Consider the following 12,758-nt stretch of genomic DNA (forward strand, 5'->3'; position numbering starts at 1 on the left):
GTAGGTGCTGGCCATCATCTTGCCCTTGGTGCCCACGAAGAGCGTGCCGTTGCCGCCGTCGCCAAACACCTCGTTGGGGCCCAACTCGTCGGGGCGCTCGGGCTGAATGCCGCCGTCCATCCAGTGTAGGGTGAGGGCTTGCTTGGTTTTCGGAGTTTTGGGAAAGCTCATCGTGACGTGGCTCGACGGCGGGCAGCTCTCGGGGAAGTAGCCGCGCTTAAATTCATCAACGTACACGCTGCCCACGCTGGCCTGCACGCTGGTCGGGTATTGCAGGCCCAGCACCCGGAAAGGCGCCTCCATGAGGTGGCAGCCCATGTCGCCGAGGGCGCCGGTGCCGTACTCCCACCAGCCGCGCCAGTTGAAGGGCACCAGCTTATCGACGTAGGGCCGGGCTGGCGCCGAGCCCAGCCACAGGTCCCACTCCAGTTCCTTGGGCGCGCCTCCGCTCGCGGTGGCCGGCCAGGCAATGCCCTGCGGCCACACGGGCCGGTCGGTCCAGCAGTAGACGGTGTGCACGTCGCCGATGAGGCCGGCATCGAACCACTCCTGGAGTTGCCGGGTGCCGTCGTTGGAGGCGCCCTGGTTGCCCATCTGGGTTACCACTTTGTAGCGTTTGGCGGCTTCGGTCAGGGCGCGGGCCTCATAGATGTCGTGGGTGAGCGGCTTCTGCACGTACACGTGCTTGCCTAGCTGCATGGCGGCCAGGGTCACGTTGGCGTGGTTGTGGTCGGGGGTCGAGACGGAAACGGCGTCGAAATTCTTGCTTTCCTTGTCTAGCATTTGCCGCCAGTCCTTGTAGTACTTGGCTTTGGGGTTGGCCTGCACCGATTTGGCGGCGCGGCGGTCGTCCACGTCGCAGAGGTAGCCGATACGCACCTTGCCGGTTTTGGCAAACATGGCCAGGTCGCTTTCGCCCTTGCCGCCCACGCCTACCCCCGCCACCACCAGCTGGTCGCTGGGCGCGGTGTAGCCCCGGCCGCCGAGCACGAAGCGCGGCACAATCAGGATGCCGGCCGTCGCAATGGCGCTGCTTTTAATAAAATCGCGCCGGGAGGGAGAATCTGGAAGCTGGCTCATAGGGTTGGTGGTTGGGGTGGGAAAAGTGTTTTCAGGCAGGTAGTACAAGTATAAGCATCTTCATCCCAACGGCTTCGCCCCCGCAATGCTGAGCGGACGCCCTTTCGCATTCGGGAGCATTGGCGCCGGGGAGGGGGGTAGGGATTTGAATTTGCAAAGCTGATTCCTACCCCCTTTCCGCGGGCAATAGAGCGGGAGGAGCGCCGGCGGCTTCGCCTTAGCTCACTTTCATCACTTTGTCTAGCAGCGCCTTGGTCTTGCGAATGCCTTCTTCCTCGCCCAGCTTGTCGCCCTCGTACTCAATGCCGACGTAGCCCTTGAAGCCCGAAGCCTTGATTATCTTGAACATGCGCTCGTAGTCGGTTTCGACGCAGTTACCAGCCGCATCAAAGTTTAAGGCCTTGGCGCTGACGCCTTTGGCTACGGGCAGCCAGGCTTTCACGGCCTTGTACTTGTCGTATTCTTCCACGCACTCGCCTTGGTAGAGGTCGCCGGTGGCGCGGCGGATGCAGAAGTTGCCGAAGTCGGGCAGGATGCCCACGTTGCGGCGGTTCACCTTCTTGATGGTGGCCAGCAGCCACTCGCCATTAGAGGTGTAGCTGCCGTGGTTTTCCACAATCACGTTCAGGTTGGCTTTCTGGGCGTACTCGGCCAGCCGGCTCAGCCCCTCGACGGCGGCCTGCTGCACCTCGCTGGCCGAGCCCTTGCCGAAGGCGTTGACCCGAATGGTGCGGCAGCCCAGCGCGTGGGCAGCATCGACCCATTTATAGTGGTTTTCGACCGCCTTGGCGCGCTCGGGCCCAGCGGGCGCGCCGAGGTCGCCTTCGCCGTCAATCATAATCAGGTGGTTTTTCACGCCGTGGTCGCGGCAGCGCTGGAGCAGCTCGCGCAGGTAAGCCTGGTCCTGAGCTTTGTCCTTGAAAAACTGATTGACATATTCCACGGCGCCGATGCCAAACTTCTGGCGGGCCACCACCGGAAAGTCGAGGTTGCTCATCTGCTTGCTGAACAAGGCTTTGTGAAACGACCACTGCGCCAGCGAGATTTCCAACGCCGGCTTGGGCGCCAGGGCTTCGGCCAGCAAGGCCGGCGCGACGGTTGACGCGGCGGCCAAGGCGGCGGCGCTCTTCAGAAACTGACGACGGGTAGCGACCATAAGACAGGCAGGAAAAAAAGGTGAGGTGCAGGCGAACCCGGTGCCGGGCCCGCTCGCTTCAGCAATAATAAGCGAAACAGTAGTATTACGCCGCGATTCCCTACCCCCCTGCCGGCGGCCAAGGCCGCGCCAGCGGTTCGTCAGCGCAATTTGATTGGAATCCACCCGCATTGTCCTTATCTTGCTTGCCATTTAATTCTTCTTATTCTTCAATCCCATCCCACCTCTCTTCGCTAAACATGGAAAAAAATACATATGATGCCATCGTAATCGGGTCGGGCATCAGCGGGGGCTGGGCGGCCAAGGAGCTGACCGAAAAGGGCCTGAAAACCATTATGCTGGAGCGGGGCCGCAACGTAGAGCACATCAAGGACTACGTGAACACGCCCAAGGCCCCCTGGGACTACCTGCACCGCGGTGGCAAAACCCAGGAGATGATTAACGACTACCCGGTGCTGAAACGGGACTACACCCTCAACGAAACCAACCTGCCCTACTGGGCCAGCGACAAGGACAGCCCCTACACGGAGGTCAAGCCCTTCGACTGGTTTCGGGGCTACCAGGTGGGGGGCCGCTCGCTGATGTGGGGCCGGCAGTCGTACCGCCTGAGCGACTTCGACTTCACGGCCAACGCCAAGGACGGCATCGCCGTTGACTGGCCCATCCGCTACGAGGATTTGGCGCCTTGGTACAGCCACGTCGAGAAGTTCGCTGGCATCAGTGGCTCGAAGGAAGGCCTGCCGCAGCTGCCCGACGGCGAGTTCATGCCGCCGATGGAAATGAACGTGGTGGAAAAGGACGTGGCCGCCCGCATCAAGAAAAACTACGAGCACCGGCGCATGGTGATTGGCCGCACGGCCAACATCACCCAGCCCCACCACAACCGCGTGAATTGCCAGTACCAGAACAAGTGCTGGCTGGGCTGCCAGTTCGGGGCCTACTTCAGCACGCAGTCGGCCACGCTGCCGGCGGCCGTGGCCACTGGCAACCTCACTTTGCGCCCGTTTTCCATCGTCACCAAAATTCTCTACGACAAGGATACCAAGCGGGCCAAGGGCGTCGAGATTCTGGACTCGGAAACGAATCAAACCTACGAGTACTTCGCCAAGGTCATTTTCGTCAATGCTTCGACGCTGAACTCGACCTGGGTTTTGATGAACTCGGCCACCGACGTGTGGCCCGGCGGGCTGGGCAGCAGCAGCGGCGAGCTGGGCCACAACCTGATGGACCACCACTTCCGGGCCGGCGCCAACGGCGAAGTGGAAGGCTACGAGGACAAGTACACCTACGGCCGCCGCGCCAACGGCATCTACATCCCGCGCTACCGCAACCTGTTCGGCGACAAGCGCAACTACATCCGCGGCTTCGGCTACCAGGGCAGCGCCGGCCGCGAAGGCTGGGCCCGCGAAATCCCGGAAATGAGCATCGGCGCCGACTTCAAGGAAGCGCTGACCGAGCCCGGCAACTGGAAGATGGGCATGACCGGCTTCGGCGAAACCCTGCCCTACCACGACAACCAGATTACGCTCGACAAAACCAAGAAGGACAAGTGGGGCCTGCCGGTGCTGGCCATCGACGCCCACATCCGCGACAACGAGCAGAAGATGCGCATCGACATGATGCAGGACGCCCAGGAAATGCTGGAAAAGGCGGGTCTCAAGAACGTGAAGACCTACAACAACGGCTACGTGCTCGGCGGCGGCATCCACGAGATGGGCACCGCCCGCATGGGCTGCGACCCTAAAACGTCGGTGCTCAATAAGCATAATCAGGTCTGGGACGCGCCCAACGTGTACGTGACCGACGGCGCCGCTATGACCTCAGCTGCCTGCCAGAACCCTTCGCTGACTTACATGGCCCTCACCGCCCGCGCCGTGGACCACGCCGTGAGCGAGCTGAAAAAGCAAAATACTTGAGTGGCTAGCAAAAAGAACGTCATGCTGAGCTTGCCGAAGCATCTCGCGTGGGGAAGTAATCCAGATGGCAGAACGATTGAGTTACTTCCCCGAGCGAGATGCTTCGGCTGCGCTCAGCATGACCACCTTTTTGTTTCCTGCTACCAACTAACGTAACTGACAACTAATCATTATGAATAGAAGAGATGCCCTCGCCCGTGTGGCGCTGCTAATGGGCGGCACCGTTATTGGCGCCGATTTTTTCCTCGCCGGCTGCTCGTCGCCGGCCAAGGAAGAAGCCAAAACCAAAGCGGCCCAGGCCGGCCAGCCAATTGTTGAGGAAAAATCGCTGCTGAATAAAAGTCAAATCGCCTTGCTCGACGAGGTGGGCGAAACCATTTTGCCCACCACCAGCACGCCGGGCGCCAAGGCGGCGCAGGTCGGCAGCTTCATGTCTGTGATGGTGCGCGACTGCTACGAGCCCAAGGACCAGAAAGTCTTCCTCGACGGCCTTACCCAGCTTGACCAGCGCGCCGAGAAAGCGCACGGTAAGAAGTTTATGGAGTCAACACCCCAGCAGCGCACGGCCCTGCTTACCACGCTGGACCAGGAGCAAAAGGCGTTCACGGCCAATCAGCGCAAAGACGACCCCAGCCACTACTTCCGCATGATGAAGCAGCTCACGCTGCTGGGCTACTTCACGTCGGAAGTCGGCGCCACCAAGGCGCTGCGCTACCTGCCCGTGCCCGGCCGCTACGACGGCAATTATCCCTACAAGAAAGGCGACAAGGCCTGGGCAACCTAGGCCTATAAAGAGGCGGTCATGCTGAGCTTGCCGAAGCATCTCGCTCGGGGAAGTAATCAAGCAACAACAACGATTAGATTACTTCCCCGAGCGAGATGCTTCGGCAAGCTCAGCATGACGTTCTATCCGGCATGATGTTCCAAATTCCCTACCCCCTCCCAAATTCCCAAGCCCATGATGACGCCCGCCATCCGCCTGAAGCTGTCCGTGATGATGTTTCTGGAATTCTTCATCTGGGGCGCCTGGTTCGTGACCCTGGGCACGTATCTGCTCAAGAACCTCAACACCAGCGGCACGCAGGTGGGCACGGCGTTCCTGACGCAATCCATCGGCGCTATCGTGGCGCCGTTCATCATCGGGCTGATTGCCGACCGGTTTTTCTCGGCCCAGAAAATTCTGGGCGTGCTGCACTTGACCGGCGCCGTGCTGCTCTGGCTGGCCTCGAACGCGGCTGATTTTAGCGCGTTTTATCCCTACATTCTGCTGTACATGATCGTGTACATGCCCACGCTGGCGCTGGTCAACTCTATCTCCTTCCGGCAGATGCAGAACCCACAGAAGGAATTTGCCAACGTGCGGGTGCTGGGCACGCTGGGCTGGATTATCGCGGGCCTGACCATCGGCTGGCTGAACTGGGAGCAGAACGGCAGCCTCGTGCTCACCTTCCGCATGGCGGCCGGCGCTTCGGCCCTGCTGGGTTTGTTCAGCTTCGCGCTGCCCCCTACCCCCCCCATCAAGCGCGAAGGCACAAGCTCGGTCAGTGACCTGCTGGGATTGGAAGCCATTGGAATGTTGAAAAACCGCTCCTACCTGATTTTCTTCCTCGCCTCGGTGGCCATCTGCGTGCCGCTCTCCTTTTACTACGGCTTCACGAATCCATTTCTGAATGAGGCGGGCATGAAATCAGCTGCGGGTGTGCAGAGCCTGGGGCAGGTGTCGGAGGTCCTGTTTATGCTGCTGATTCCGGTGTTTTTTGTGCGGCTGGGCGTCAAAAAGATGCTGGCCATCGGGATGCTGGCCTGGGTGGTGCGCTACCTGTTCTTCGCCTACGGCAATGGCGACTCGGCCTACTGGATGCTGATTGCGGGCATCGTGGTGCACGGCATCTGCTACGATTTCTTTTTCGTCACGGGCCAGATTTACACCGACAACCTGGCCGGCGAGCAGTCGAAGAGCGCCGCCCAAGGCTTTATCACCCTAGCCACCTACGGCGTGGGGATGCTGATAGGCTCCCTGCTTTCGGGCCAGATTGTGGACGCCCACCAGACCTCTGCCACCCTGCACGACTGGCGCACCATCTGGCTGATTCCAGCCGGCATCGCCGCGGCGGTGCTGCTGGTGTTCCTACTGCTCTTTAAAGACCGCAACGCTACCCCGGTTTCCGACGAAACCATCACCTTCGCCGAAACCACGGCCCGCGTGGAGGTGTAGGGTGCGGGGCTTGTCCCCGCCCGGCGGGGCGCGCCAATACATTAGTAACATCTCAACGCCGGTCGTTCACGCGCCGGGCGGGGGCAAGCCCCGCACCCTACGACTCACACTGCCCAATTATTACCGCATGAAATTACGCTTGGGCATGATTGGCGGCGGGCCGGGCGCCTTTATCGGCGCCGTGCACCGCCACGCCGCCGCCCTCGACGGCCTGTATGAACTCACGGCCGGCGCCTTTAGTAGCGACGCCGACAAGTCGCGGGCGACGGGCGAACTGCTGGGCCTGCCCGCCGGGCGCGTCTACGGCTCGTACCAGGAGCTGCTAAGCCAGGAGCAGCAGCGGCCGGCCGATGAGCGGGTGCAGGTTATCAGCATCGTGACGCCCAACCACCTGCACTTTGCGCCGGCCCGGCTGGCTTTGGAAAGCGGCTTCCACGTCATCCTCGACAAGCCGATGACCTTCTCACTGGCCGAAGCGAAAGAGCTGGCGCAGATAGCCGAAACCAGCGACCGGCGGCTATGCCTGACCCACACCTACACCGGCTACCCCATGCTCAAGGAGGCGCGGCAGCTCATCGCCGCCGGCACGCTCGGCGCCATCCGCAAGGTGTACGTGGAGTACCCGCAGGGCTGGCTGAGCAGCCTGGAAGAAGGCGCCGATAACAAGCAGGCGGCCTGGCGCACCGACCCTGCCCGCAGCGGCGTAGCCGGCGCGATGGGCGACATCGGCACCCACGCCTTTAATCTGCTCGAATACGTGAGCGGCTTGCAGGTGACGCAGCTCTGCGCCGACCTGCACACCGTGGTGGGGGGTAGGAAACTCGATGACGACGGCGCCGTGCTGCTGCGCCTGACGGGCGGGGCCAGCGGCGTGCTCACGGCCACACAGATTGCGGCGGGTGAGGAAAACAACGTCCGCATCCGGGTCTATGGCGAAAAGGGGGGGGTAGAGTGGCAGCAGGTCGACGCCAACACCCTGCAAGTGAAGTGGCCCGACCGGCCCGCCGAAATTCGCCGCACCGGCACGGGCTACGTCGGCAGCTTCGCCCGCCACAACACCCGCGTGCCGGCCGGCCACCCCGAAGGCTACCTCGAAGCCTTCGCCAACCTCTACCGCAACTTCGCCCTGACCTTGCAGGCCGACCTGGCCGGCCGGCCCGCCTCCCCTGAAGCCCTGGATTTTCCGGGTTTGGAAGAGGGCATCCGGGGCATGGCCTTTATTGAAACCGTCGTTGCCTCCAGCCAGTCGAGCCAGAAGTGGACTGACTTCACCGTTTAAGCGCCTCATGACCACCATTCAGGGACCCGCCATTTTCCTGGCCCAGTTCATCAGCGACCAGGCCCCGTTCGACAGCCTGGCGGGCATCTGCGCGTGGGCGGCCGGGCTGGGCTACAAGGGCATCCAGATTCCGACCCTCGATGCGCGCTTCATCGACTTGCAAAAAGCGGCCGAAAGCCAGACCTACGCCGACGAAATTAAAGGCGTGGTAAACGCTGCCGGGCTGGAAATAACCGAGCTGTCGACCCACTTGCAGGGCCAGCTTGTGGCCGTGCATCCAGCCTACGACCAGCTTTTTGACGGCTTCGCGCCCGAAACCTACCGTAACAACCCCCAGGCCCGGCAGCAGTGGGCCGTGCAGCAGCTCCACTACGCCGCCAGGGCCTCGCAGAACCTGGGCCTCAAGGCTTGCGCTACCTTCAGCGGGGCGCTGGCCTGGCCGATGGTCTACCCCTGGCCACAGCGCCCGCCGGGCCTGGTCGAGACGGCCTTTGCCGAGCTGGGCCGCCGCTGGACGCCGATTCTCAATACCTTTGACGAGTGCGGCGTGGACCTGTGCTATGAAATCCACGCCGGCGAGGACCTGCACGATGGCGCCACGTATGAGCGGTTTCTGAACCAGGTGCGGCAGCACCCGCGCGCCTGCTTGCTCTACGACCCCTCGCACTTCATCTTGCAGTGTCTTGACTATCTGGAGTATATCGACTTCTACCACGAGCGGATAAAGATGTTCCACGTCAAGGACGCTGAGTTTCGGCCCAACGGCCGGCAGGGCGTCTACGGCGGCTACCAGAGCTGGCTCGACCGTGCCGGGCGCTTCCGCTCGCTGGGCGACGGGCAGGTCGATTTCAAAGCTATTTTCAGCAAGCTCACCGCCTACGACTATGCCGGCTGGGCCGTGCTGGAGTGGGAGTGCGCCCTCAAGCACCCCGAAGACGGCGCCCGCGAAGGCGCCCCGTTCATCCGCAACCACATCATTCGCGTCACGGACAAGGCATTTGATGATTTCGTGGCCACTGTCGCCGACCCTACATTCAACAACACCTTGCTCGGACTTTAACCGCTACTTTATTTTGTCATGAGAAAATCAGCCCTTTTCCTACCCCTCAGCTTTGGCCTCTGCGCCCTGCTCGCGGCCTGCGACTCCGGCTACAAAAAAGACGGTCCCGATGAGGTCCGCAGCGTGAAAGAAGCCTCCTCGGCCGAGTTGGAAAGCGACAGCACCACGACCCGCAACGTGTCGGCCGTGGCCCACCAGCCCCAGATTGACACCAGCGTGACCAAGCTGGGCACCGAGCACTCGGGCGGACTAGTGGCCAACGGCGCCAAGCTCATCAGCGGCTCCGACTGCCTGGGCTGCCACAAGGAAAACGAGAAGCTGGTGGGCCCGGCCTACGTGGCGGTGGCCGAGAAATACCCCGACACCGAGGCCAACATCGCCATGCTGGCCGGCCGCGTCATTCAGGGTGGCAAGGGGCACTGGGGCGAAATTCCGATGTCGCCGCACGCCAACTTGTCGGAAACCGACGCGCGGGAGATGGTCAAGTACGTCTTGAGCCTGAAGTAAGTCCAGCTGGTGGCGCAGGATGCGGAACGTGTCCCCGCCGCCAAATCTTCTCAAACTTCGGGGAGACAATAGCTGCAAGTGCGCACGGGGAAAGTACCCGAAACGTCCTACCAGAGCCTGCTGCCTGCCGCGCGGAAGGCTCCGGCAGGACGTTTTAGCGAACCAGCAAAGGCTGGCCCTACCCCCCCAGGGAATAACAGCGGCGATAGGAATGACCGGGGAAATTTTATTTCCTTAAAGTAAATAGCTATACTAGAAAAGTTTATAATTAATCTCTACCTTGTGCCATTAAATGGCGCTTCCGTAGGCTGACCTAATGACTTCCTGCCCAGGACCAGCGGTTCGGGACAGCCAGCCAGGCTGTCGTCCCGGACCGCTGGTCTTTTTTCTCACCCAAACCCTTATCATCATGATGAAGCGCGGTGTACTAATGAGCGGTATTCTGAGTCTGCTTTTGCTGACCGGACCGGCTTTCGGGCAGAACTACGAGCAGATTGCCAAGCAGATTGTGAACACCTCGGCCGGGGTGAAGCCCGGCGAGTTGGTGGTGATTACGGGGGGCCAGCACACGCTGCCGCTCATGGAAGCCGTGGCCGTGGAAGTGACCCGCGCCGGCGGGCAGGCCACTATGATGCTCGGCACCGACAAAGTGGCGCGCGCCGAGCTGATGGAGATGCCCGAGTCGGCCATCCAGGCCGACAAAACCAACAACTGGCTCTTGCAGGCGGACGTGCTCATCACCTTGCCCCAGTATGAGGATGGCCGCGCCGTGATGGCCGGCGTGAGCCCGGCCCGGATGGCTAAATTCAGCCAGGTAGCCGCCGCGTCCGGCCTGACGGAGAAGCTCGACGCCAGCAAGCTGCGGGGTGTATTTGTGAGCTACCCCAACAAGAGCTTTGCGGCGGCGCAGCAGCTCGACTACCCCAGTTACGAGCAAATGGTATGGGGCGGCATCGGCGCCGACTACGCGGCCATTGCCGGGCAAGCCGAGCGCCTGAAGCAGACGCTGGCCACGGGCAAAAAAATGCGCATTACCTCGCCCGCCGGCACCGACCTGACCCTGGAGCTGGGCGGCCGGCCCGTATTTACCGACGACGGCGTGGTATCGGCGGCCGACCAGCAGGAGAAGCTTATCTACAACCGCACCGCGGCGCTGCCCGGCGGGCGCATCTACGGCACCTGCCAGGAAACGTCGGGCACGGGCCGCCTGGCAGCGGCCAACGACTACATTTCCGATGGCAAGCCGTTGACGGGCTTCAAAGCCGACCTGAAAAGCGGCCAGCTCGCCAACGTGCGCGCCGACGCTGGCGCCGACGCTTTTCAGCAGCAGATGGCGCCCTACGGCCCCACGGCCATGCAAATCACCAATTTCTCCATTGGGTTGAATCCGGTGATGAAGCCGCAGAGCGACAAGTCCTACAACCCCAACACGGCGGCCGGCATGGTGTACCTGCGAACGGGCAACAACAGCCTACTAGGCGGCACGAACAAATCGCCGGGCGGCTACAGCTTTCCCATCGCCAACGCCACGGTCGAGGTCGATGGCAAGGTGCTGGTGCGCAACGGCCAGCTGGTATCCACGGCCGTAGCCAGCACGGCGCCGGCCCCCAAGAAAAGCCGGAAGTAAGCCGCGCGGCGGCGCGTGCCGGGCTTGAAGGGCCAGTCAATGAAGCATTGACTGGCCCTTTTATCGTTCGACTGTCGAGAAGTTATACTACTTTGGGCCGAAGTTGTGCATTGTTGACACCTCCTTATCATGTCCCTACCCCCCTCTCGCCGCGTGGCCCTCAAAAACCTGCTGGCCGGTACGGCAGTCGTTGGCACAGCAGGGGTCGCAAGCACTTTCTTACCCGTGGCCCAACCTGACGAGCAGCCGGCGCTGAAGGGCAACATCAACCACTCGGCGTGCCGCTGGTGCTACCAGGATATTCCGCTGGAGCAGTTCTGCGCGGCGGCTAAGAGCATCGGCCTCAAGGGCATCGACCTGGTGGGGCCGAAGGAGTGGCCGACGCTGAAAAAGTACGGCCTGGACTCCTCGATGTGCAACGGCGCCGAGCTGAACCTGACCGACGGCTTCAACGACCCTAAGTTTCACGCCGCGCTTCAGAAAAACTACGCCGACATGATTCCGCGGGTGGCGCAGGCGGGTTATAAGAACCTGATTTGCTTTAGCGGCAGCCGCCGCGGCCTCAGCGACGAGGCTGGCTGGGCGAACTGCGTTAAGGGTTTGGCGCCGCTGGTCAAGCTGGCGGCCCAGCACAAGGTGGTGCTGGTCATGGAGTTGCTCAACAGTAAGATTGACCATAAAGACTACCAGTGCGACCGCACGGCCTGGGGCGCGACGCTGGCCAAGCGGCTGGGCTCGGAGCATTTCAAGCTGCTGTACGACATCTATCACATGCAGATTGACGAGGGCGACGTGATTCGCAACCTGACCGAGTTTCACCCCTACATCAGTCACTACCACACCGGCGGCGTGCCCGGCCGCCACGAAATCGACGAAAGCCAGGAGCTGTATTATCCAGCTATCATGCGCGCCATTCGGGCCACCGGCTTCACGGGCTACGTGGCCCAGGAGTTCATTCCCGCGCAGCCCGACAAGCTCGCCTCGCTGCGCAAAGCCGTGCAGCTCTGCGACGTGTGAGAGCTTCGTCAGCAGTCAGCCCGCTTATCTGCCCCACCCTACCCCCCTCGCTCCTATGAAACCCCATCTGCTACTGCCGGTGCTGCTGGCCGGCACGTTTGGCGCCGCGCAGGCCCAGCAAACGACCCCGCCCGCGGGCAAGCCCGAGGACACGGAGGTGTACAAGCCCGTGCCGCCCGTAGTGGCGCCCGGCAAGACCAGCGCCGACCCGCCCGCCGACGCCATTATCTTATTTGACGGCAAAAACCTCGACCAGTGGGTCTCGACTGAGAACCGCGACGCGCCGGCCAAGTGGACGGTAGGCGGCGGGGCGTTCACGGTGAAAAAAGACCAGGGCAACATCGAAACCAAGCGCAGCTTCGGCTCCTATCAGCTGCACCTGGAGTGGCGCGTGCCGGCCGGCATTAGCGGCACGGGGCAGGGCCGCGGCAACAGCGGCATTTTTCTGGCTTCCATCGGCAAGGGCGACCTAGGCTACGAGCTGCAAATCCTGGACGCCTACCAAAACCCAACCTACGTCAACGGCATGGCCGGCAGCATCTACAAGCAAACGGCGCCGCTGGCCAATCCGGCCCGCAAGCCCGGCGAGTGGCAAACCTACGACGTGGTGTGGACCGCGCCGACCTTCACGGCTGCGGGGGGGGTAGGGACGCCGGCCAGAGTTACGGTTTTCTTTAACGGCATGCTGGTGCAGAACAACACGGTCTTGACGGGTCCTACGCGCTATATCGGCAAGGCCACGTATGAGCAGGCCCACGGCCCGGCCCCCATTAAGCTGCAAGCCCACGGCGACAAGAGCGAGCCGCTGAGCTTCCGCAACATCTGGCTGCGCGAGCTGCCGGCGGCGGCGCAATAAGGAGAGGGGGTAGGGATGTAACGTAACGCGAAACTCCGTTTCGCG

At 62.1% G+C, this 12,758-nt stretch carries 11 protein-coding genes; 9 read left to right on the forward strand and 2 right to left on the reverse strand.

All coding sequences use genetic code 11. The annotated features are described in order from the left end of the window. A partial coding sequence (locus ACFE70_RS13855) for a Gfo/Idh/MocA family protein (RefSeq protein WP_375418352.1) occupies positions 1-1,080 on the reverse strand: 1,080 nt, incomplete at its 3' end. A 217-nt stretch (positions 1,081-1,297) separates the two neighbouring features. Continuing rightward, positions 1,298-2,236, reverse strand: a complete 939-nt coding sequence (locus tag ACFE70_RS13860; protein ID WP_375418353.1) for a sugar phosphate isomerase/epimerase family protein — start codon at positions 2,234-2,236, stop codon at positions 1,298-1,300. 239 nt (positions 2,237-2,475) lie between these two features. Between ACFE70_RS13860 and ACFE70_RS13865 the strand changes: the two genes are divergently transcribed. From ACFE70_RS13865 to ACFE70_RS13905, 9 genes are all read left to right on the forward strand, one after another. Further along, complete coding sequence (locus tag ACFE70_RS13865) at positions 2,476-4,152, forward strand: GMC oxidoreductase (RefSeq protein WP_375418354.1); 1,677 nt, start codon at positions 2,476-2,478, stop codon at positions 4,150-4,152. Positions 4,153-4,324: 172 nt separating this feature from the next. Next, positions 4,325-4,936 (forward strand): gluconate 2-dehydrogenase subunit 3 family protein, encoded by a 612-nt coding sequence (locus ACFE70_RS13870; RefSeq protein WP_375418355.1) that lies wholly within the window; start codon positions 4,325-4,327, stop codon positions 4,934-4,936. A 174-nt stretch (positions 4,937-5,110) separates the two neighbouring features. Then, positions 5,111-6,367, forward strand: coding sequence for a nucleoside permease (locus ACFE70_RS13875; protein ID WP_375418356.1), 1,257 nt, complete (start codon positions 5,111-5,113; stop codon positions 6,365-6,367). Between the two features lie 127 nt (positions 6,368-6,494). Continuing rightward, positions 6,495-7,646, forward strand: a complete 1,152-nt coding sequence (locus tag ACFE70_RS13880) for a Gfo/Idh/MocA family protein (protein ID WP_375418357.1) — start codon at positions 6,495-6,497, stop codon at positions 7,644-7,646. A gap of 7 nt (positions 7,647-7,653) precedes the next feature. Then, positions 7,654-8,706, forward strand: coding sequence for a sugar phosphate isomerase/epimerase family protein (locus tag ACFE70_RS13885; RefSeq protein WP_375418358.1), 1,053 nt, complete (start codon positions 7,654-7,656; stop codon positions 8,704-8,706). Between the two features lie 18 nt (positions 8,707-8,724). Further along, complete coding sequence (locus tag ACFE70_RS13890; protein ID WP_375418359.1) at positions 8,725-9,213, forward strand: c-type cytochrome; 489 nt, start codon at positions 8,725-8,727, stop codon at positions 9,211-9,213. A gap of 409 nt (positions 9,214-9,622) precedes the next feature. Then, positions 9,623-10,840 carry an aminopeptidase gene (locus ACFE70_RS13895; protein ID WP_375418360.1) on the forward strand — a complete coding sequence of 406 codons (1,218 nt, stop codon included), beginning with the start codon at positions 9,623-9,625 and terminating at the stop codon, positions 10,838-10,840. Between the two features lie 129 nt (positions 10,841-10,969). Further along, positions 10,970-11,857: a hydroxypyruvate isomerase family protein gene (locus ACFE70_RS13900; RefSeq protein WP_375418361.1), complete on the forward strand. Its 888-nt coding sequence runs from the start codon at positions 10,970-10,972 to the stop codon at positions 11,855-11,857. A 55-nt stretch (positions 11,858-11,912) separates the two neighbouring features. After that, positions 11,913-12,713, forward strand: a complete 801-nt coding sequence (locus tag ACFE70_RS13905) for a DUF1080 domain-containing protein (protein WP_375418362.1) — start codon at positions 11,913-11,915, stop codon at positions 12,711-12,713. The last annotated feature ends 45 nt before the right edge of the window (positions 12,714-12,758 follow it).

The organism is uncultured Hymenobacter sp., from assembly GCF_964243305.1.
In the GTDB taxonomy this organism is placed as follows: Bacteria; Bacteroidota; Bacteroidia; order Cytophagales; family Hymenobacteraceae; genus Hymenobacter.

Excerpts from the sequence above, each read along its gene's own strand:
- ACFE70_RS13860 (WP_375418353.1), bottom strand. The coding sequence starts at position 2,236 with ATGGTCGCTACCCGTCGTCAGTTTCTGAAGAGCGCCGCCGCCTTGGCC.
- ACFE70_RS13865 (WP_375418354.1), top strand. The coding sequence starts at position 2,476 with ATGGAAAAAAATACATATGATGCCATCGTAATCGGGTCGGGCATCAGC.
- ACFE70_RS13870 (WP_375418355.1), top strand. The coding sequence starts at position 4,325 with ATGAATAGAAGAGATGCCCTCGCCCGTGTGGCGCTGCTAATGGGCGGC.
- ACFE70_RS13875 (WP_375418356.1), top strand. The coding sequence starts at position 5,111 with ATGATGACGCCCGCCATCCGCCTGAAGCTGTCCGTGATGATGTTTCTG.
- ACFE70_RS13880 (WP_375418357.1), top strand. The coding sequence starts at position 6,495 with ATGAAATTACGCTTGGGCATGATTGGCGGCGGGCCGGGCGCCTTTATC.
- ACFE70_RS13885 (WP_375418358.1), top strand. The coding sequence starts at position 7,654 with ATGACCACCATTCAGGGACCCGCCATTTTCCTGGCCCAGTTCATCAGC.
- ACFE70_RS13890 (WP_375418359.1), top strand. The coding sequence starts at position 8,725 with ATGAGAAAATCAGCCCTTTTCCTACCCCTCAGCTTTGGCCTCTGCGCC.
- ACFE70_RS13895 (WP_375418360.1), top strand. The coding sequence starts at position 9,623 with ATGATGAAGCGCGGTGTACTAATGAGCGGTATTCTGAGTCTGCTTTTG.
- ACFE70_RS13900 (WP_375418361.1), top strand. The coding sequence starts at position 10,970 with ATGTCCCTACCCCCCTCTCGCCGCGTGGCCCTCAAAAACCTGCTGGCC.
- ACFE70_RS13905 (WP_375418362.1), top strand. The coding sequence starts at position 11,913 with ATGAAACCCCATCTGCTACTGCCGGTGCTGCTGGCCGGCACGTTTGGC.